Source organism: Treponema rectale (assembly GCF_014202035.1).
Taxonomy (GTDB): Bacteria; Spirochaetota; Spirochaetia; order Treponematales; family Treponemataceae; genus Treponema_D; species Treponema_D rectale.
On the sequence record NZ_JACHFR010000002.1, the window covers coordinates 441,226 to 461,257 of the forward strand.

The following is a 20,032-nucleotide window of genomic DNA, read 5'->3' on the forward strand; positions in this document are numbered from 1 at the left end:
CATTCCCTATTAGTTTTCTTTAATTCTTCTGGAGATAGAAATTCCGTCTCCGAATTTAAAAAATTCTGTTTTAAACTCAGTATTATTTTTTAAGAAATCTATATATTTGCGGATTTTTTTCACGAGCTTTATCGTGCTGTAATTATGAGTCAGGGATAAATCTTCAACCATTCCGTGGAAGCTCAGGTTGTCACTGAATATTACTCCCTGTTCAGAAAGGTTTTCCTTAAAGCGTTCAAAAAATTTGATGTACTGTGCTTTTGCTGCATCAATGAATATAAGGTCAAACTTACCTTCTATGGGATAAGTAAGGGCGTCACCATGAAAAATAGTAATACGGTCAGTAAGATTGTTTTCTTCAAAATTTTTTACGGCAGTACGGTAACGTTCTTCATCTATTTCTATTGTCGTAACGTGAATGTCAGAAGCCAGTCTGGCAAACTTCATTGAAGAATAGCCTATGGCAGAGCCTATTTCCAGAATGTTTTTTACGTTGTTTTCTTTAATGTAATTGCATATAAAATCTGAACCTTCATCCTGCATTATGGGAACTTCATTTTTCATTGCAAAATTCTTTAACTCAGAAGTCTGTTCCGGATCAGACAGAATGTTTATGAATTTTTCGATTTCACTTGCTACGCTGAAGCAGAGGTCTGCACCGCTGTTTACCAGAAGCTCCCGGTTCCCCATGCCGCCGCGTATTGCAACGGTTTTATATCCTTCATTTTTTGCCTTCTGAATGTCCGCCGGGCTGTCACTTAAAACAATTCCATTTTCTTCTGAATAGCTGCTGCTGAATTTTGCATTAATTAAATTAAGCGCTGCCTTAAAGTCTTTAGAATATCCGATAATGTTAAAGCGGTCTTTGATTTCAAAATGTTCAAGAATTTTTGTAGTAAGTTCCGGTGTTTTAAGGGAAAGCAGGACGGTTTTTTTGTTTTTAGCTTTCAGTACTTTAAGCAGTTCTTTTATTCCGGCATAGAGGTTTGTTCTGTTCAGTGCACGGGCAGAATATTCTTTTAAAAACTGTTCATATATTAACTGTGTCTTTTCCGTATTCTCAGTGTTGTAGTGGTTTTTTGTAGAGCGGAGGAGGCATTTAATAAGCGTTTCTTTAAGATTGTCGTCTATAAACTGAATGATTTCATTGTCAGGTAATGTCCAGTATGTAAAGTGTTTTAGTGCTGCATTGATACTGTCAGTGATGTCTGCGGAGGAGTTTATGATAACCCCGTCAAAGTCAAAAATATAAACTTCAGTCATGATTAAAGAGATTATAATGAAATTCTGACAATAAAAAAGGGCTGCCGTTCAGACAACCCTGATTTTAGATTTTAGAGATGAAGTACGCGTTCCTGGATTTCCTGAGTGCGTCCCTGGTTCCAGTACTGGGTACCGATATAACCGCAGGTTCTTCGTGCAACATTCATTGTTGACTGGTCACGGTTCTTGCAGTTAGGACATTCCCAGATAAGCTTTCCGTCATTATCCTTAACAATCTGGATTTCTCCGGTGTAGCCGCATTTCTGACAGAAGTCGCTTTTTGTATTTAATTCAGCATACATGATGTTGTTGTAAATATGTTTAAGCAGCGTCATGACAGCCGGAATGTTGTTTTCCATATTTGGAACTTCAACGTAACTTACAGCACCACCCGGGCTTAATTCCTGGAACTGGCTTTCAAAAGTAAGTTTTGCAAAAGCATCGATTTTTTCCGTAACATTTACATGGTAACTGTTAGTAATATAGTTTTTATCAGTAACCCCTTCAATTACGCCAAATCTGCGTTTAAGACATTTAGCAAACTTGTATGTAGTGCTTTCAAGCGGTGTTCCGTAAACTGAATAATCAATGTGCTCAGCTTCTTTCCACATCTTGCAGGCATCATTAAGGGCATGCATTACGTCCAGGGCAAAAGGTTTTGCTTCAGGATCTGTATGGGATTTTCCGGTCATGTAGCGTACGCATTCACAAAGACCTGCATATCCCAAAGAAATTGTTGAATAGCCGTTATAAAGCAGTTCATCAATTACAGCACCCTTTGGAAGGCGGGCAAGAGCACCGTTCTGCCACAAAATAGGAGCAGCATCTGAACGGGTTCCCAAAAGCCTTTCATGACGAATCCTGAGGGCTCTGTGACAGAGTTCAAGGCGGTCTTTCATAATCTGCCAGAACTTGTCATAGTCTTTTCCGGAAGAGCAGGCAACATCTACAAGGTTAATTGTAACGACTCCCTGATTGAATCTTCCGTAATACTTTGGTTTTCCTTCAGAATCAACGTATGTAGTAAGGAAAGAGCGGCATCCCATGCAAGGGTAGCAGTTTCCGTTTCCGTTTTTGTCAACTTTAAGTTCCAGCATTTTCTTTTCTGAAATATAATCCGGAACCATGCGTCTTGCAGTACATTTTGCAGCAAGTTCAGTAAGATAATAATATTTTGAACCCTGCTCAATGTTGTCAGATTCAAGAACATAAATAAGCTTCGGGAATGCAGGAGTAATCCATGCACCTTTTTCGTTTTTTACGCCCTGATATCTCTGTTTAAGAACTTCTTCAATAATAAGTGCCAGGTCAGTTTTTTCTGCTTCTGATTTAGCTTCATTAAGGTACATGAAAACAGTAACAAAAGGAGCCTGACCGTTTGTTGTCATAAGTGTAATGACCTGATACTGAATAGTCTGAACACCGCGCTTGATTTCGTCCTTAAGGCGCTGATTTACCATGTAGTTGTACTGTTCGTCAGTTACATGAAGCCCGGTGGTTTCTATCATGTCAGAAATCTCTTTCTTGAATTTCTGACGGCTTACATCTACAAAGGGAGCAAGGTGTGCAAGAGAAATACTCTGTCCGCCGTACTGGCAGCTTGCAACCTGGGCAATAATCTGTGTAGCAATATTACATGCCGTGCTGAAGGAATGAGGGCGGTCAATCTTAGTACCGCTGATTACAGTTCCGTTCTGAAGCATGTCTTCAAGGTTTACCAGATCGCAGTTGTGCATTCTCTGTGCAAAATAGTCTGAATCATGAAAGTGAATCAAACCGTTGTCATGTGCTTCTGCGATATCCGGATCTAAAAGGAAGCGGCGGGTAATGTCTTTAGAAACTTCACCGGCCATATAGTCACGCTGTACAGAAACAACAGTAGGATTTTTATTTGAGTTTTCCTGCTTTACTTCTTCGTTGTTTTCTTCCAGCAGGGATTTAATCTGTTTGTCAGTGGTATTTTCTTTGCGCATCAGCTCGTGGCGGAAGCGGTAAGTAATGTAGAGCTTGGCAACATCAAAAGCTCCGTTCTGCATGATTCCGTTTTCGACAAGATTCTGAATGTCTTCAACGTTAAGGGCATGATCGGAGTGATGGCATTCAATTTCGATATCATCAACGATAGAAGCAATCTGAGCATCGCTCAGTTTTTTTGCATCAATAACTTGCTCATTGGCCTTCTTGATGGCATCAGCAATTTTTTCTCTTTCAAAGACAACTTCAGCACCGCTTCTTTTGATGATTTTCATTGATTTTTTCCCACCTTTTTTTATTATCTTACGCTAAATATGGTGTAAGAATACTAAAAGTCTACTAGGGCTAGTGGTTTAAGTCAATATTTAAATTCTGTTATTTCTGATTGTGTAAAACTGAAAATTACGGTTTTATGGTACTTTTTCCGTTTTGTTAGTGACAAAATTTCTTAAAAATTTTTGCAGGCGCATGAATATTTAGAAAAAGGTCTTTTTATGGGTACAGTTTGATTAATACTAAGAATTTACAGTGAAAAAAGTCACGGAGAACTGAATTCTTCTATATTATAATGACATCGGAACAATTAATTGATAAAATCTTTTATTATGGAATTAACTAGCAAACAGAGAAAAATACTGACTTCATTGTCAAATCCCCTTGAGCCTCTTGTTATTGTCGGACAGAACGGCGTAACTGAAGGTCTGGAACAGAAAACAGCTCAGTGTCTTGAACATCATGAACTTATAAAGGTTAAATTTAATGAATTTAAGGACGAAAAGCTGGAACTGGCAAAGAATCTTGCAGACAGTTGTGAAGCTGTTCTTGTACGTGTGATTGGTAATATTGCAATTCTGTATAAGCAGAATCCTGATCCGGAAAAACGCGTAATTAAACTTAAGTAAAAAAAAAGAAGCGGGCCGCTTTAAGGAGGAAGAATAGCGACCCGCTTTGTATAAGATTTTCTTACTGCTTGAGAAGGATAATATATTAGAAATTAATTGTAGTCAATATATTTTCAAAGAAAATTTATGAATTTTTTTGCAAATAGTACGGTATTTTGCAAGGAGTGACATTAAATGCAAAACAGAGTTGGAATCATCGGTGCTATGGATGTTGAAGTAAAAACTTTGAAGTCTTTGCTTACAGAAAGTTCTGAAAAAGTATTAATGGGGCTTACATTTGTACAGGGAAAACTTGACGGTACTGATGTGATAATAGTTCAGTCTGGAATCGGAAAGGTAAACGCAGCTCTTTGTACCCAGCTTCTTATACTTGAATTTAAGGTTACCCACATAATAAATACCGGTATTGCCGGAGCTATGGCACATGGTCTTAAAGTCCTGGATTTTGTTGTCTCAACGGATGCTCTTTATCATGATATGGATGTTACCGGCTTTGGATATAAAGTAACACAGATTCCGCAGATGGAATGTTCTGATTTTCCGGCTGATAAAGCTATGATTGCTGCTGCAAAAGAAGCCTTTGATTCACTTAAAGAGGCTCAGGGACATTCTCTTGTTGCAGGACGCATTGCTTCAGGCGATCAGTTTGTTTCTTCAAAAACAGTAAAGGAAAGCATACGCGCAGCCTGTGATCCGGCTTGTGTAGAAATGGAAGGGGCTGCCATAGCCCATGCTGCATACTTGAACAAAACCCCGTTTGTAATAATCCGGTGTATGAGCGATATGGCAGATGACAGTGGTGAATCAACCTATGACTTTAATGAAGAAACTGCTGCAAATTTAAGTGCGGCACTTGTTCGCTCAATAGTAGGAAAAATACAATAAAGATAATAAAGCCTGGAGGTATTAATTATGGCAGAATTGAAAAAGTACAATGTAGACAGTTTTAATCTTGATCATACAAAGGTTACGGCACCTTTTGTACGTCTTGCAGCAAAGAAAACTGGAGAAAAGGGAGATGTCGTTACAAAATTTGATATCCGTATAACACAGCCTAATAAGGAATTCATGCCGACTGGAGCAATTCATACTATCGAACATATTGTTGCTGAATATATTCGTGATGAAATTGAGGGTGTAATTGATTTTAGTCCTATGGGATGCAGGACAGGTTTTTATTTTACAGTCTGGGGTGATCGCGATGAGCAGTATATTGCAGATCATCTTCTTCCGGTTTTTCAGAAAGTTGTAGACTGGGAAGGAGAAATTCCTGCCGCAAATGAAATACAGTGCGGAAATTATAGAGACATGGACCTTGAAAATGCAAAAAAATATGCAGCTCAGTGGATTAAAGGAATAAAAGAAAAAGGCTGCAGCTGTTATAAATAATAGGATTTAACTATGAACCTTCAGCAGAAATTACGTGAAACTTTGTTTTCTGTACTGCCTGTCATGCTTATTGTGATGATACTGGGTGTAACTGTTGCTCCTTTAGGAGGAACAACCATCTTACGATTTCTGATAGGCGGTATTCTTGTTATTATTGGTCTCACCCTGTTCCTGCTGGGAGTAGACATAGGAATACTTCCAATCGGAGAGCGCAGCGGAGCTGCTCTTACTTCCAGGAGAAACCTGCCGCTGCTGCTTGGAGCATCTTTTTTCATTGGTTTTATGATTACCATTGCAGAACCAGACGTTCAGGTACTGGCAGATCAGGTCAGGTCAATAGATCCTGACGTTTCTAAGTGGGGGCTTATCCTCATGATTGCCGGTGGAATCGGTTTTTTTGTAATGCTTGGTATTCTTCGTACGGTACTTTCGATTCCTCTCAGGATTATTCTTATTGTTTCTTATGGCCTTATTTTTGCCATGGCTTATTTTACTCCGGAAGAATTTCAGGGAGTAGCCTTTGATTCCGGCGGTGCAACAACAGGGCCGATGACTGTTCCGTTTATTATGGCCCTTGGTGTCGGTGTTGCAGCAGTAAGGGCAAAATCTTCAAAAGATGGAAGTGATTCCGGGGCAGACAGTTTCGGTCTTACGGGTATTGCTTCTGCAGGTCCTATATTTGCCGTATGCCTTTACGGAATAATTTTAGCTGCTGCAGGTTCTGACGGAGAAAGTATTGCTGCTGCAGAAAGCGGTGCACATGAAGTGGAAGGACTTGGAATTTTCATAACTGAATTTCCTCTTGTCTTAAAGGAAGTTTCTACAGCTCTTCTTCCGCTGGTATTTATGGCAGCCTTATTTCAGTTTACGCTTATCAAAATGCCTCCTTTTCAGGTTATAAGAATGGTTCGCGGTCTTATATTAAGTTTTGTAGGACTTATAGTATTTTTAATGGGAGCAAAGGGTGGTTTTATGCCTGCCGGTACTAAACTTGGAGAAGTTTTGGGAAGTCTGGCTATAAGCGGAGACAAAACCCTCCTTCTTCTTAATGCAGCCGGCGAAATAGAAAAATCCATGCTTATTCCGGGGATAGTTCAGATAATACTGCTGCTGCTGACAGGCTGTATTTTTGGAGCAGTTGTTGTCTGTGCAGAACCAGCGGTATGGGTTCTTACGGATCAGGTAGAGAATGTTTCTGGCGGAACAATAAAGCGTAAAGTTATGATTGTTGCTCTCAGTACAGGTGTCGCTATTGCTATTGGTTTATCTATGGCAAGAGTTCTGTTCAGGTTCAGTTTGTGGTATGTTCTCATACCCGGCTATATAATTGCCCTGGCCCTTACATTTTTCTGTCCGAAGCTTTTTACTGGTATTGCCTTTGATTCCGGTGGTGTTGCCAGCGGACCGATGACAAGTACTTTCATACTTTCTTTTTCTTTAGGTGCAAGTTCAGCCAGCGGTGGAAATCCGGCAGTAGATGCTTTTGGTGTTATAGCACTGGTTGCCATGACTCCGCTTATTGCCATTCAGATACTGGGAATTGTATTTAAAATCAAAACGAGGGAAGCAAAATGAGCAGTTACAGATTGTTAGTCAGTATAGTTCCCCATGATAAGGGAGAAAAACTTACCCGTGCTGCAATGGAAAGCGGCTGCCGTGGCGGAACTGTTCTTATGGGCAGGGGGCTTGCAAAGTCAAACTTTATGGCCGTTCTTGGACTGGGAGAAAGTACAAAAGATATAATAATGATGATTGTGGAAGAGGAGGTACTGCAGCCGGTAAAGAATGCCATCATTGCTGCAACTTCTCATGAAAAAAAGAATTTCGGGGAATTATTTTGTACGGATGTTGATGCCGTTATGAAAGGCGGTAACTTTAGCGAAGGAGAAGAAAACATGTCTGGAAATAAAAATGAACTTATAACGGTAATCGTAAACCGCGGATATGCAGATGATGCCATGGCTGCTGCAAGAAGGGCGGGAGCTGGCGGCGGAACTGTAGTAAATGCCCGGGGAACTGCACGGGAAACAGACGAACGCTTTTTTGGCATGCATATTGTTCCTGAAAAGGAAATGCTTCTGATAGTTGTAGATGCATCAAAAAAACAGGCAGTTCTTGATTCGATCCGCAGCCTTTCATGTTTGAGTCAGCCTGGAAGCGGAATAGCATTTTGTTCACCGGCAGATGAATTTACTCTTCTCGGAAAGAAATGATTACGGTAGATTGTATTTGATACAAATTTAAGGAAAGAACAGTGATATTTAAGAGTTTGAATGACGTTGAATTGGAAAAACATCTGGATTCAATTCATAAGGATGAAATGGCTGTATTTGTTATGGCAGAAGGTCGTGTCAGGGGTGCGCTTTTTAACGGCAGCCGTTTTGTAAATCAGGCAAGGGCTCAGCATCAGCTGGGTATTCTTGAAACAATGGTTTTCGGGCAGGCAGCTTTGTGCGGGGCTCTTCTTCTTCCAACGATGAAAGGAAAAGAACATAAAACCTGGCATTATGAAGTTGACGGACCGGCAAAAGGATTTTCTATAGAAACGGATTCTACCGGTTATGTCCGCGGTTATCTTTATGAAAATCATATTCCTGTAGAAAAACCGCTGGAAAGCTGGGATTTAACTCCTTTTTTGGGAAACGGCACGATTACAATGTCTACTCTCCGGGAATTTGATAAGGAACCATATTCAAGTTCTGTAGATGTTGATTCAAAGAATATTGCCAGAGACCTTGCGTGGTTTTTCAATCAGAGTGAACAGATTCAGACGGCATTTAATACTGGTATTCAGATGGATAAGCAGGGCAGGGTTATAGGAGCCGGCGGAATGTTCCTGCAGGTACTTCCTGAAGTGGGCGGTTTTAAAAAATCAGGTGAAGCCGTAAATTCTCAGGCAGACAGAAAGGCAGATGAAGAACTTATTGAAAAGGTTGAACTTGCTTTCAGGTCTGCTCCTTCTCTTGGCCAGTGGTTTGCAGAAAACGGTTCAATAGAAGATCTTGTTTATGGTCTGTTCAGAGAATTCAAACCGGCAATTGCAGTGCGCAGGGATGTTAAATTTGAATGTCCATGCTCAAAAGAGGTTTATCTTAACCATGTACGTCATCTTCCAGCTTCGGAAATTGAAGATATAAAGAAAAGCGGACAGGATTCCATAGAAATCGTGTGCCGTAACTGCTCCAGCGTTTATAATATTCCTGTTTCAGAACTTTAGAAATGAATCTTCAGGATTTTATACCCCGTCTGATAAAACTCTGGCGGGGTGGCGGCAGCAGTTCAGTTTTGTCTCCAAAAGAATATGAACGTGTAAGCGGGGCTCTTTTACGTTTGCAGCGCGGGCTTACAGGAGACAGAAAACTTGCCGGTGCCGGTTACATGCAGGAAAATGATCTTTTGGGTGCATACCTGCTTTACTACTGGCCGGTAACTTTTCTTCAGGTTCATCATGCTTTTGAAACGGCTGTCCTCAGTAATGAAATAAGTTTTGAAAACGAAGTTTCTGTACTGGATTTAGGCTGTGGTCCCGGTCCTGCAGGAATTTCTTTCTGCAATGAATTAAAAAAACAGGGCGTTAAAAAAATTCACGTAACGCTGGCAGATTATTCCTCAAAAGCAGTCAGTCTTGCAAAAAAACTTTATGAATCCGCCTTTCCGGAAACGGATGTTTGTGAAGTAATCGTTGATATTGAAAAAAAATATAACTCCATAGAAACCGTATTTAATAAAAAACAGGGCTTTGATGCCATAATTATCAGCCATGCTTTGAATGAACTGTGGAAAACTCAGGAAGATGCCTGTCAGAAGCGGCAGATTTTTATTCTTAATATAAAGAAAATACTTAAAAATGACGGAATTCTTTTTTTAATGGAGCCGGCTCTGCTTAAAACCAGCCGTTCCCTTATAGAACTCAGGAATTCTCTCATAAAAGAAGGGTTTTCTGTAGTGAGCCCGTGTCCTTCCAGTGAAGAATGCCCTGTAATTAAAGCCGGAGAAAACATTACCTGTCACGGAGAATATGCTTTAAAAAATGTTCCTCTTGTAACGGAAATAGCCCGTCGCGCTAAACTGGACAGAAATTCCGTAAAAATGACTTATTTTATGTTTAAAAACGGAATTGTTAGCAGGGAAGAAAAGAAGGGAATCTATACAGTCGTTTCAGAGGGAATGCTTAACAAGAGCGGCCGCATAAGGTTTCTTTTATGTGACGGAAACAGACGCATTGCCTGTTCTGCAAAAAAAGATGATTCTCATGCTGCTGAAACCGGCTTTTTTAAGCTGCACAGATATGAAAAGATTGAATTAATAAACCCTGAAGTCCGGGGCGATAATAAAGATTCGTTTGGAATCGGTAAAGAAACTGCCGTAGCCCACCCTCTACAGCAGGGAAAAAGTCATATTTCTGACAGAAAAAAAGTATAGCACCCGAATTTGAATTGTTCAACCTGTGAAACAAATTTAATCCGTGAAACATATTAAAAAATTTAAAATCCTTTAAAAAATTTGTTGCGTTTTAAAATCACCTCATGTATACTTTAGGAAACTAGAAAACCAAAACCGGTTTCCAAGTTTCTAAGGGGCAGAAAATGAACGAAAATACGGAAACTCTGAGAAGAGAAATACTTGAAGGTACTATAAAAGTATTTAACCGCAAAGGCTTGAAATTTACAATGTCAGAAGTTGCAGAAGAGCTTAGTAAGAGCAAAAAAACTCTTTACGAAGTTTTTCCTGACAAAGAGACAATGTTTTTTGAGATGGTAGATTACTGTTTTGATTCAATTAAAAAAAGTGAAGAAGAAGTTTTCAACAATACAAGCCTGTCTACTATAGAAAAAATCCGAAAAATTCTGGGAGTTCTTCCGGAAGGCTATAAAGATATTGATTTTAAGCAGCTGTATCTCCTGAAAGACAAGTTTCCGAAGATTTACAAAAAAGTAGAAGAGCGGCTGGAAAACGGATGGGAAAAAACCATTCAGCTTTTGAATAAAGGAATGGAAGAAGGCGTTATCCGTAAAGTAAATATCCTGCTGTTCAAGATGATGATGGAATCAAGTCTGGAGCAGTTTTTCCAGAGGGATATTCTTGTTAAGGCAGGAATAAGTTATGCACAGGGACTTGAGGAAATTGTAAACATCCTTGTGGATGGGATTGTAGTTTGAATTTTAATGTACTTGCTGATAACTGGAGGAATATATGCAGGACAGAGCTAAGGTTATTTTTGGAAATGCCATTGAAAAGGCAGCGTATAAAAAAGCCTGTAAGTCAAAAAAGAAATATGCAGGAAAATTTGGTGATGATTCAGAAAAGAATTATCCGGTTGCGATTCAGAAAAATGCTTATATCGGTGATTTGCTTGATGTAAGAAATGTTTTAGTCGGTTCCCTGGAAACAAATGCTCATTACGATAAGAATGCTTCAATTCCTATGGAAGAATTTGATGTTAAAAAGGGAATCATTGTCGGCAATATCCGCATGGGTTTTGGACATTACCGTATTTCCATGGCAATAGCTTCTGCTGCAAAAAGCATGGGATACATTCCTTACTGGATGGATTTGAATTCCTATGGAGAAACTACCTGTACAAAAGTAATCAGTGCGCAGAATGATCTTTATTCTTTAGGTTCAAGACTTTCTTCTAAAAGTGCGCTGTTTAACCGTTTTATCTGGGAGCCTCTTAATTATGAAGGCTTCCGTAAACTTTCTTATAATGCCGGTGATCAGAAAAATGCCGAACTTATGGCTGCCGTGTTTAAAAACATCCCTAAAGATATTCCTGTTGTTGGAACTCATGTATGGCCGGCACAGGCTGCCGTTCATGCAGGAATGAAGAGGGTTGTAAATGCAATTCCTGATAACTGGCCGATGGCTCTTCATTTTGCAGAAGGTTCCGTTCATGCAGTTCAGACACATCAGGCTTATCAGGGTTACAGGATACTTAACGGTATGAATGGAGAAAAAGTTCTTAATCCAATGCCTGAAGACTCTCTTGTTTATACAGGTCATTATGTTGATCATGAACTTGTTTCTAATATAGAAGCAGATTGTGAAGCCAGAAAAGAACGCAAGGCACACGGTAAACCGATGCGCTTTCTTCTTACAATAGGTGGAGCCGGTGCCCAGAAAGAAATATTTGCTGCAATCATAAAGAATCTTCTTCCTGTAATAAAACTCAAGGTTGCAGCTCTTTATATAAATGTAGGTGATTATAAAAACGTATGGTATGACCTGCTGAAAGAAATTCCGGAAATGAAAGAGTTGTCTACGGAACATTTTGATGACTGGACAGAAATGCAGAAGTTTGCATCTGATGCAGTAACAGGAGAGGTAACGGGAATCCATGGTTTTTATCACCAGAATATTTTTGAAGCGGTATATGCAACAAATCTTCTGATACGCAGTGCTGATGTTCTTGTAACAAAGCCAAGTGAATTAGCTTTTTATCCGATTCCAAAACTCTTTATAAAAAGAGTTGGAGGTCATGAAAAATGGGGTGCAATTCATTCAGCAGAAATCGGAGACGGCACGCTTGAGTGTCAGGACATTCCTCATGTACTTCAGATGATAAATCTTTTTGTAAGTGATCACAGGTTATTGAATGACATGTGTGACAATATTATAGCAAATAAAAAAGCAGGCATTTATGACGGTGCCTATAAAGTAGTTGAGCTGGCAACAAGGAGGTAATATGTTATCAGGAAAAGAAAAAATTTCTTACGGTCTGGGGGCTGTAGGAAAAGATATGGTTTATATGCTTTCGGCAAGCTACATTCTGTATTATTATCAGGATCTGCTTGGAGTAAGTGCTATTGCAATGGGAATCATTCTTTTGATTGCCCGTATTTTTGATGCATTCAATGATCCGATTATGGGAATTATTGTTGCAAAGACAAAGACCCGCTGGGGAAAATTCAGACCCTGGCTTCTTATCGGAACACTGACTAATGCAGTTGTTTTATTCCTCATGTTCAGTGCACCTCCTGCCTTAAATAAGACCGGACTTATTGCTTATGCTGCCGTTACTTATATTGTATGGGGTGTTACTTATACAATGATGGATATTCCTTACTGGTCAATGATTCCTGCATTTACCAAAGGCGGAAAAGAACGTGAAGGTCTCAGTGCTCTTGCCCGTTCATGTGCAGGTGTAGGTTCTGCTGTAATTTCCATTATTACAGTCATGAGCGTATTTGCCCTGGGAATGAAATTCAGTCCTGATGCAGAAGCTTATAAGAATTCTGTTGCACTTATTGAACAGACAAAGGCTGCTCAGGAAAAACTGATAGAGAATATCTGTGCACAGACAGCTGTAACTGCAGACGAACTGGAACTTTATGCCGTAAAGATTAAGGAAAATAAAGGAGATGAAGCTTCTCTTTCTTTTATTAAGGCTGATGAAAAGGATTTTCTTGAAAAAGGAATGTCTCAGGCACTTCTTGATGAATACAAGGCTGTCGTAACAAATGTAGCAGTTGCAGAAAAAGATTCTGTAAAAGCAAAAGTTCCTGTTGAGCGTACCGGTTATAAATATTTTTCTCTAATAGTTGCTGTTCTTTTTGTTGTGTTTATCGTAATTACCTGTGCTGCAATAAAAGAAAAGTCTACGGTAAAATTTCAGAGCCCGAGTGTCGGCGAAATGTTCAGGGCGTTGTTCAGAAATGATCAGGCTGTTGTTATCGTAGCTGCAATCGTAATGATTAATACTGCTCTTTATATAACATCAAATCTTGTCATCTACTTCTTTAAGTATGATTTCAACCCGGCTGCCTTTGAATCAAATTATTCAATGTTTAATATGTTTGGCGGCGGATTCCAGATTCTTGCAATGATGATACTGTTCCCTCTTTTCAGAAAATTTATGAATACTGTAAAGATTTTTTATGCGAGTTTCTTTATGGCTTTTACCGGCTATATCATACTGCTGTTTGTAGCTGTAAGCGGTACCAGCAATTTCTGGGCACTGGTTCCTTCTGCATTCCTCATTATGAGTGCAATCGGTATGCTTAATGTTGTTGTTACGATTTTCCTTGCAAATACAGTTGATTATGGTGAATTAAAAAATCACCGTCGCGATGAATCAGTTATATTCAGTATGCAGACATTTGTAGTAAAACTTGCTTCTGGAATTTCTGCTTTGATTGCTTCTGTTGTTCTTGCTGTATGTAACATAAACAAAGATGCAATTAACGGTACAAAGCTTGCTGCTTCTTCAACAATAGGACTTCGTATGAGCATGACGCTTATTCCTCTTGTTGTTCTTATTGCCGGACTTATTATTTTTAAGACCAGGTTTATTCTTAACGATAAAAAAGTTCAGGAAATAAATGAGCAGCTTGCAGCCAGAGGAAAGAAACTTGAAGCTGTTTCTTCAGATGCTGAATAAAAAGACAGTATAGTGTTTTTAAGTCATGTACTTCTGAAAATTTTTTTTGGAAGTACATTTTTTTTGTACAAATAGTAAAGTTGATTTATAATAATGCATGTTTTGATTCTTTTTTAAAACATTAAAAAATATAAACCGGAGACATTATGATTCAGACAGAAAACAATAATTTTATTTTAACCACAGAAAATACAACCTATGCATTCAGGGTTCTGCCCAGCGGACATCTTGAGCATATGTATTACGGTAGAAAAATTACACTAAAAAATATAGATGCAGTTACGGAAAAACATGCCTTTGTTCCTGCAAATTCAACTCAGTACAGCAGGGAGTTTGATCATTTTTGTCTTGAGGATTTATGTCTGGAGTTTTCTTCCTATGGAAAGGGAGATATCTGGGAACCGTCTGTAGAGATTGTTCATAGTGACGGTGTGCGTACCTGTGATTTCTTGTTTGAAAAATTTGAAGTTACAGATACAAAACCTGAGTATAAAATGCTGCCAGGCTCTTATGATGAAAGCGGTAAGTATGAACATCTTTGCATTACGTTAAAAGATAAGTTTTATAATCACAGAATCGAACTTCATTATTATGTTTATTCACAGTGTGACGTTATCTGCCGCAGCGTAAAATTTATTAACGGCGGAAATGAATCTGTTGTGCTGAATCGTCTTATGAGTGCACAGCTGGATTTTTCGGATTCAGGTTTTACTTTTACGAGTTTTCATGGGGCATGGGCAAGAGAAATGCAGAGAAGTGATGCACTTGTTACTCAGGGAAAATTCGTAAGTTCAACTGTGGCCGGAGTTTCTTCCAACAGGGCAAATCCTTTTGTAATGTTAAGCAGGGAAGGTGCGACGGAAGATTATGGTGAAGTTTACGGAATTAATCTTATTTATTCTTCAAATCATTATGAGGCTCTGGAAGTAACTGCCTATGGTAAGTCCCGCTTTGTAAACGGAATAAATCCGGCTACCTTCAGTTATGTTGTAAATCCGGGAGAAGACTTTGAGTCTCCTGAAGCGGTTCTTACTTATTCTCATGAGGGTTTTAACGGAATGAGTCAGAATATGCATCATTTTGTTAAGAATCATATTATTCGCGGAGAATGGAAGAATAAAGTGCGTCCGGTACTGTTAAACAGCTGGGAGGCAGCCTATTTTGATATTAACGAACGTAAGTTAGTCAATTTGGCAAAGGCCGGAAAGGATGCAGGCATAGAACTGTTCGTTATGGATGACGGATGGTTTGGAGAACGTAATGATGATCACCGATCGTTAGGCGACTGGGTTGTAAATAAAAAGAAACTACCGAATGGTCTGGAGGGTCTGTGTAAAAAGATAAATTCCCTGGGACTGGATTTTGGTATCTGGGTAGAGCCTGAAATGGTAAATACCGACAGCAACCTTTATCGTGCACATCCGGAGTGGTCTATAGAGATTCCGGGATATGAACATACGGAAGGACGTAATCAGAGGATTCTTGATTTGACGCAGACGGCTGTACAGGATTACATAATTGAATCCATGAGCAGTGTCTTTTCGAGTGCAAACATTGCTTATGTTAAATGGGATATGAACCGCATATTTACTGATTTTTATTCACAGAAACTTGGTGCAGAGAATCAGGGAGAAGTTGCACACCGTTATGTATGCGGACTTTATCGCTGCATGAAGGAACTGGTAAAGAGATTCCCGCATATTCTTTTTGAAGGATGTTCTGCCGGAGGAAACAGGTTTGATCTTGGTATTTTAAGCTTCTTCCCTCAGATATGGGCAAGTGATGATACGGATGCAGTTTGCAGGGCAGAGATTCAAAACGGTTATAGTTACGGCTATCCGATGAATACAGTCAGTGCCCATGTTTCTGCCTGTCCAAATCATCAGACTTTGCGGACAACACCACTTGAAACAAGATTTAATGTTTCTGCATTCGGTGTATGCGGTTATGAATGTAATCTTGCAGAGATGAAAAAGGATGAGGTTGCTGCTGTAAAGGCCCAGATTGAATTGTATAAAAAGTGGCGGGAAGTTTTACAGACCGGTGATTTTTATCGAAGCAGAAATTTTCTTACATCAAATACAACGGAATGGATTTGTGTTTCTAAGGATAAGAAAAAAGCTGTAGGATTTATGATGCAGAAGCTTGTTCGTCCAAATACCCGCTATGAATGTTTTAAAGCTCATGGTCTGGATCCTGATGCAGAATATCATTTTTATAGTTTTGGTATGAAATACAATATTAAGAATTTCGGTTCACTGGTAAATACAGTTTCTCCAATACATATAAAACAGGATTCTCTTCTTGAAGATATTATTGCAAAGTTTGTAAAGATTGACGGAGAAACAGAAGACTGTCTTGTTAACGGAGATACTTTAATGTACAGCGGCGTAAAATTAAAGCAGGCTTTTGCGGGAACAGGTCTTAATGAAGAAACCAGGTATTACCCTGACTTTGGTTCCCGACTTTACTTTATGGAGTGTTAAAAAAATCAATTTGATAAAAGGACTGATTCTTTTGGAGTAAGGGAGTCAGTCCCTTTTTTAGAGTTTTATCATTTAGTAAATTTATTTTTATCCCAGGTTCTTAACTTCTTCAATAGAAAGTCCTGTGCATTTTACTATAGTTTCGATTGGAATTTTTTCTACCAGCATGTTTTTTGCAGTTTGTATTTTTGCTTCACGGGCTCCTTCTGTTAATCCTTCCTTTCTGCCGGCTTCCATTATATCGTAATCATGTAAATTCACCGCCATATACCTCGCTATGAATTCTTCGTTTTTGATAGTCTCACGGACCTTCTGTAAAAGAGATTTTGTAAAACTGCTTTCTGCCTTGTTGTTGCAGATAAATTTGAAGAAACTTTTTAGTTCTTCATTTTCAGTTTTATCCCATGCACTAGCATTATAAAATACTTTTACGGTTTTGTCTGTTTTATTTGTAATTTCGGTTTCCAGGCAGGTACTTTTAAATGTATAGCAGGGAAGTTTTTTTCCAAGGGGATCATTCTTACAGATAAAGATGATGAAGCTTTCGGGAAGATCTTTATAGATGTGACCCTTTAAAAGGTTATCAACATCTATCATGCTTTGATAGTAACGGCTGCGTAATAATATTTCATCATAAGTATTATTCTGCATTTCGATATCATAAACTTTGTCTGAATCTTTAATATAAACATCAAAACGAACTCCATGGGATTCATAAGTTGGCTTGATGGTTTTTTGAAGTTCCGGGTATTCAATGTGGTCTACCTTTATTTTTAAGAGACGTTCAATTACACCGGCACAAAGTTCAGGATCCTTAAGGACTTCACCGAACATATAGTCATCAGTAAAAGTTAATTTGTTTAATGGCTTAAAACGGCTGGATTCTTTCATTTCTTCTCCAATAGTTAAGAATTTTTATAATAAGATTTTCTTCAAAAAAAGTTGTTTGTAGCTTTCTTCATCAGAAGAAATTCCTCTGTATATATATATTTTCCTCGACAGGAAAAAAAACACACAATTCCATAAAAAAATAGAAGTTTTATTTAAAAATTTGTAAGTGTACACTAAACTCAAAACTCATTTTTTCTATGTTATTGCAGGATTGCTGGCTTGTGCCTTTCATGGAAGTTATTCGGATTTGGTTATTTGGGGCATTGTAAATATTATTTTTGCAATATTGGATTTTATAAGTATTAGGGTAGAAAAAAAGAATAATAAAACTGATTCAATAGATAATGCAGAAAGTAAACTTTCTCAATAAATAAGTATACTCAAAAACGGCAGTAAAAAATATGGCTGCCGTTTTTTGCTTAAGGGGGTATTAGAAATTATATCTATACTTAAATCCTACGGAAACTTTAGGAATGAACATGACCGCCGACTTATAGAACTGGCTCCAGGCATCTCCTAAATCACAGTAATACCATGACATATCAATATTGATTATTCCGTTGTGAGGATAGTTATCTATTACCGGAATATCCCAGCCTAAGGACAGAGTCGGATAGCAGAATGGAAGAGAAATATCACTGTTGTAGTCTGCCATAAGATAGTGGATCAGGTTTCCCCCTGCCGTTATATAAAATGTATCTCCATGAAATCCAAGAAATACAGTCGGAATATATGTGTCATAGTTTTTGTTTATTTCTTTATTGCCGTTTTCATCCGTATCTTCAAAGACTCCGATTGTGTGAAATCCCTTAAAACCGACATAAAGTCTGTCATAGCAGAAAGAAAGTTCATGATTGTCTTCAATAAGGGAGTAGTTAGAACCGAGGCCCAGACCAAGCTGAAAAAAACTGTCTGCAAAAGCAGATGATGCAGCAGAAATAAAAAATGCAGCCATCAGTGATACTAATTTTTTCATAATAAAATTCTCCTTAAGAGAATTATACATGCTATTTTTTTAGAAGTAAATCAAGTTCGTTGTTCTTCTGAAGAAGCTGTGCATTTGAAGAATCAAGAGCTACAACCTGTTTGAGATAGTATTGTGCACGGCGGAAATCTTTTTTTCCGTAGTAAATTTCATAAAGACGGTACAGTGAATCTTTGTTGCGTGGATTTGACGTAAGGCTTGAACGAAGATCGTTGAGAACTTCATCTTCATTTGTATGAACAAAACTTCTTTCGTAATAAAGGAAACTCTTCATTTTTGCATTTGATTTAGGAAGAAGTTTGTTTATAAGCTGAAGGGCCGAGTTTTTCTGATAAGTCTGAATAAGAACTTTTATATAAGCCTGCTGTGCATTTTCGTCAGATTCATTTGCCGTATACATTTTTACGGCAAGATTTGAAGCTTCTGTATTCTTTTTAAGGGCAAGACAGATATCTACATGACGGAATAACCATTCATCAGAAACATTCTGCCTGGCAATGAGCTTCAGACTGATATTGTAAGCGTCCTGCCATTTCTGCTGTTTAACCATTTCTTCTATATATATCTGCAGTGCCTGGGAATTATCCGGGTCAGAAGTCAGAATTAAATCTGTCAGCTGCTTTGCATTCATTCCGTTTATAGCAGAATTTGATGTTGAAGCAATCTGTGCGGCGCAAAGAAGAACTTCTGCATCATCAGGATAAAGGGAAAGTGCTTTTCCGATAGTTTCTCCGGCGGCAGAATAATTTTTATTCCAGTCACGCTGAAGTTTTGCTTTAAGAAGAAGATATTCCCTGCCAGAAGTATTGTTTGTTGAATACAGGTCCAGAAGGGAAGAGGCACGGATAAAGTCATTTTTATCCATAAGAATTCTTGCACGCAGAAGAACATAATCAAGGTTTTCCGGTTCAAGAAGGAGAACGCGTACAACATAAGATTCAGCCTTTGAAAGATCATTCATTGCATAGGATGAACGGGAACATAAGGCCAGAACATTTACATTCTGCGGATACTGTTCAAGAAGGACTTCACCTAATGTAAGGGTCTGTTCGTAATTTTTAGCAAGAAAATTTGCCCTCAGCAGTGCATACTGAATTTCATAATTGGAAGGAGCGCTTTTTCTTGCTTCCATAAGGTATTGAATTGCTGCCTGGGGATTATTTGTGCGTATTTCAAGAATACCCAGCAGGTATTTAACCAGTGCGGAATTAGGCTGCTGTTCAAGGGCTGTATTCAGAGAATTACGGGCAAGGTCATAGTAATCATTTCGGCTTTCTGAAGTAACAAGAACTAAAGAAGGCAGAACGTTTGAAAAAAAGTCTCCGGAACTGTTTCCGGAATCATAAACTCCCCGTTTTGCAGTTTCTATAGTTCCTATATAGGAATTCTGCATATTATAGGAAGGAATTTCCCAGGTTATGGTTTCGGAAGGCCATACAATTTGCATTAAGGTTGTACAGATTCCTATAAGAATTTTTTCGTTTTCTGAATAATCACTTTCAAGACTTTTATGAAGGATGGAAACTGTCTGTTTTAATGAAGCCGGAGAACCTATCTGGGCGTTTTCCATAGCTTTAGAGTCTATTGAAGAGAAAAAAGTGCGTTTGTTTTTCTGTTTGTCAGGAATTGAAACGACCTGTGGTTCCGGTGAGGCAGTAGAAGTTGTTCCGCAGGAGAGTAAGACTGAAGCTGTGCATGTACATAAAGCTAAAAATGCAGCCTTCTCCTTATTGAATTTCACCTTAAGACTCCTGAAAAAGTA

The 20,032-nt window shown here is 38.6% G+C and carries 16 protein-coding genes; 11 read left to right on the top strand and 5 right to left on the bottom strand.

The window, feature by feature from the left end:
* Positions 1 to 9 precede the first annotated feature (9 nt).
* Positions 10 to 1,263 (bottom strand): HAD hydrolase-like protein, encoded by a 1,254-nt coding sequence (locus HNP77_RS06550; RefSeq protein WP_184652378.1) that lies wholly within the window; start codon positions 1,261 to 1,263, stop codon positions 10 to 12.
* A gap of 71 nt (positions 1,264 to 1,334) precedes the next feature.
* Positions 1,335 to 3,512: an anaerobic ribonucleoside-triphosphate reductase gene (gene nrdD / locus HNP77_RS06555; protein WP_184652379.1), complete on the bottom strand. Its 2,178-nt coding sequence runs from the start codon at positions 3,510 to 3,512 to the stop codon at positions 1,335 to 1,337.
* Between the two features lie 330 nt (positions 3,513 to 3,842).
* On the opposite strand from nrdD, the gene HNP77_RS06560 reads away from it, so the two are divergent.
* From HNP77_RS06560 to HNP77_RS06610, 11 genes are all read left to right on the top strand, one after another.
* Positions 3,843 to 4,139 (top strand): YhbY family RNA-binding protein, encoded by a 297-nt coding sequence (locus HNP77_RS06560; RefSeq protein ID WP_221266535.1) that lies wholly within the window; start codon positions 3,843 to 3,845, stop codon positions 4,137 to 4,139.
* A gap of 174 nt (positions 4,140 to 4,313) precedes the next feature.
* Positions 4,314 to 5,024: a 5'-methylthioadenosine/adenosylhomocysteine nucleosidase gene (locus HNP77_RS06565; protein ID WP_184652380.1), complete on the top strand. Its 711-nt coding sequence runs from the start codon at positions 4,314 to 4,316 to the stop codon at positions 5,022 to 5,024.
* Between the two features lie 27 nt (positions 5,025 to 5,051).
* Positions 5,052 to 5,528: an S-ribosylhomocysteine lyase gene (locus tag HNP77_RS06570; RefSeq protein WP_184652381.1), complete on the top strand. Its 477-nt coding sequence runs from the start codon at positions 5,052 to 5,054 to the stop codon at positions 5,526 to 5,528.
* A 12-nt stretch (positions 5,529 to 5,540) separates the two neighbouring features.
* Positions 5,541 to 7,103, top strand: a complete 1,563-nt coding sequence (locus HNP77_RS06575; protein WP_184652382.1) for a DUF1538 domain-containing protein — start codon at positions 5,541 to 5,543, stop codon at positions 7,101 to 7,103.
* Positions 7,100 to 7,741 (top strand): P-II family nitrogen regulator, encoded by a 642-nt coding sequence (locus HNP77_RS06580; RefSeq protein ID WP_184652383.1) that lies wholly within the window; start codon positions 7,100 to 7,102, stop codon positions 7,739 to 7,741. The genes HNP77_RS06575 and HNP77_RS06580 overlap by 4 nt, the downstream gene beginning before the upstream one ends.
* 41 nt (positions 7,742 to 7,782) lie before the next feature.
* Complete coding sequence (locus HNP77_RS06585; RefSeq protein ID WP_184652384.1) at positions 7,783 to 8,745, top strand: Hsp33 family molecular chaperone HslO; 963 nt, start codon at positions 7,783 to 7,785, stop codon at positions 8,743 to 8,745.
* A 2-nt stretch (positions 8,746 to 8,747) separates the two neighbouring features.
* Positions 8,748 to 9,950 carry a small ribosomal subunit Rsm22 family protein gene (locus tag HNP77_RS06590; protein WP_184652385.1) on the top strand — a complete coding sequence of 401 codons (1,203 nt, stop codon included), beginning with the start codon at positions 8,748 to 8,750 and terminating at the stop codon, positions 9,948 to 9,950.
* 164 nt (positions 9,951 to 10,114) lie between these two features.
* Positions 10,115 to 10,687 (top strand): TetR/AcrR family transcriptional regulator, encoded by a 573-nt coding sequence (locus HNP77_RS06595; protein ID WP_184652386.1) that lies wholly within the window; start codon positions 10,115 to 10,117, stop codon positions 10,685 to 10,687.
* 34 nt (positions 10,688 to 10,721) lie between these two features.
* Positions 10,722 to 12,212, top strand: a complete 1,491-nt coding sequence (locus tag HNP77_RS06600; RefSeq protein WP_184652387.1) for a DUF6937 domain-containing protein — start codon at positions 10,722 to 10,724, stop codon at positions 12,210 to 12,212.
* Between the two features lies 1 nt (position 12,213).
* Complete coding sequence (locus HNP77_RS06605) at positions 12,214 to 13,908, top strand: MFS transporter (RefSeq protein ID WP_246428874.1); 1,695 nt, start codon at positions 12,214 to 12,216, stop codon at positions 13,906 to 13,908.
* Between the two features lie 146 nt (positions 13,909 to 14,054).
* Positions 14,055 to 16,394, top strand: coding sequence for an alpha-galactosidase (locus HNP77_RS06610; RefSeq protein ID WP_184652388.1), 2,340 nt, complete (start codon positions 14,055 to 14,057; stop codon positions 16,392 to 16,394).
* A gap of 87 nt (positions 16,395 to 16,481) precedes the next feature.
* Here HNP77_RS06610 and HNP77_RS06615 read toward each other — a convergent pair whose 3' ends face one another.
* The 3 genes from HNP77_RS06615 to HNP77_RS06625 all read right to left on the bottom strand — a co-directional run bounded on the left by HNP77_RS06615 (position 16,482) and on the right by HNP77_RS06625 (position 20,011).
* Positions 16,482 to 17,285, bottom strand: coding sequence for an Rpn family recombination-promoting nuclease/putative transposase (locus tag HNP77_RS06615; RefSeq protein ID WP_184652389.1), 804 nt, complete (start codon positions 17,283 to 17,285; stop codon positions 16,482 to 16,484).
* Between the two features lie 430 nt (positions 17,286 to 17,715).
* The gene (locus HNP77_RS06620; protein ID WP_184652390.1) at positions 17,716 to 18,261 is read right to left on the bottom strand and encodes a hypothetical protein; all 546 of its coding nucleotides are present in this window, start codon (positions 18,259 to 18,261) and stop codon (positions 17,716 to 17,718) included.
* A gap of 31 nt (positions 18,262 to 18,292) precedes the next feature.
* Positions 18,293 to 20,011, bottom strand: coding sequence for a tetratricopeptide repeat protein (locus HNP77_RS06625; RefSeq protein WP_184652391.1), 1,719 nt, complete (start codon positions 20,009 to 20,011; stop codon positions 18,293 to 18,295).
* Positions 20,012 to 20,032: the final 21 nt, after the last annotated feature.

Excerpts from the sequence above, each read along its gene's own strand:
- HNP77_RS06550 (WP_184652378.1), bottom strand. The coding sequence starts at position 1,263 with ATGACTGAAGTTTATATTTTTGACTTTGACGGGGTTATCATAAACTCC.
- nrdD (WP_184652379.1), bottom strand. The coding sequence starts at position 3,512 with ATGAAAATCATCAAAAGAAGCGGTGCTGAAGTTGTCTTTGAAAGAGAA.
- HNP77_RS06560 (WP_221266535.1), top strand. The coding sequence starts at position 3,843 with ATGGAATTAACTAGCAAACAGAGAAAAATACTGACTTCATTGTCAAAT.
- HNP77_RS06565 (WP_184652380.1), top strand. The coding sequence starts at position 4,314 with ATGCAAAACAGAGTTGGAATCATCGGTGCTATGGATGTTGAAGTAAAA.
- HNP77_RS06570 (WP_184652381.1), top strand. The coding sequence starts at position 5,052 with ATGGCAGAATTGAAAAAGTACAATGTAGACAGTTTTAATCTTGATCAT.
- HNP77_RS06575 (WP_184652382.1), top strand. The coding sequence starts at position 5,541 with ATGAACCTTCAGCAGAAATTACGTGAAACTTTGTTTTCTGTACTGCCT.
- HNP77_RS06580 (WP_184652383.1), top strand. The coding sequence starts at position 7,100 with ATGAGCAGTTACAGATTGTTAGTCAGTATAGTTCCCCATGATAAGGGA.
- HNP77_RS06590 (WP_184652385.1), top strand. The coding sequence starts at position 8,748 with ATGAATCTTCAGGATTTTATACCCCGTCTGATAAAACTCTGGCGGGGT.
- HNP77_RS06595 (WP_184652386.1), top strand. The coding sequence starts at position 10,115 with ATGAACGAAAATACGGAAACTCTGAGAAGAGAAATACTTGAAGGTACT.
- HNP77_RS06600 (WP_184652387.1), top strand. The coding sequence starts at position 10,722 with ATGCAGGACAGAGCTAAGGTTATTTTTGGAAATGCCATTGAAAAGGCA.
- HNP77_RS06605 (WP_246428874.1), top strand. The coding sequence starts at position 12,214 with ATGTTATCAGGAAAAGAAAAAATTTCTTACGGTCTGGGGGCTGTAGGA.
- HNP77_RS06610 (WP_184652388.1), top strand. The coding sequence starts at position 14,055 with ATGATTCAGACAGAAAACAATAATTTTATTTTAACCACAGAAAATACA.
- HNP77_RS06615 (WP_184652389.1), bottom strand. The coding sequence starts at position 17,285 with ATGAAAGAATCCAGCCGTTTTAAGCCATTAAACAAATTAACTTTTACT.
- HNP77_RS06620 (WP_184652390.1), bottom strand. The coding sequence starts at position 18,261 with ATGAAAAAATTAGTATCACTGATGGCTGCATTTTTTATTTCTGCTGCA.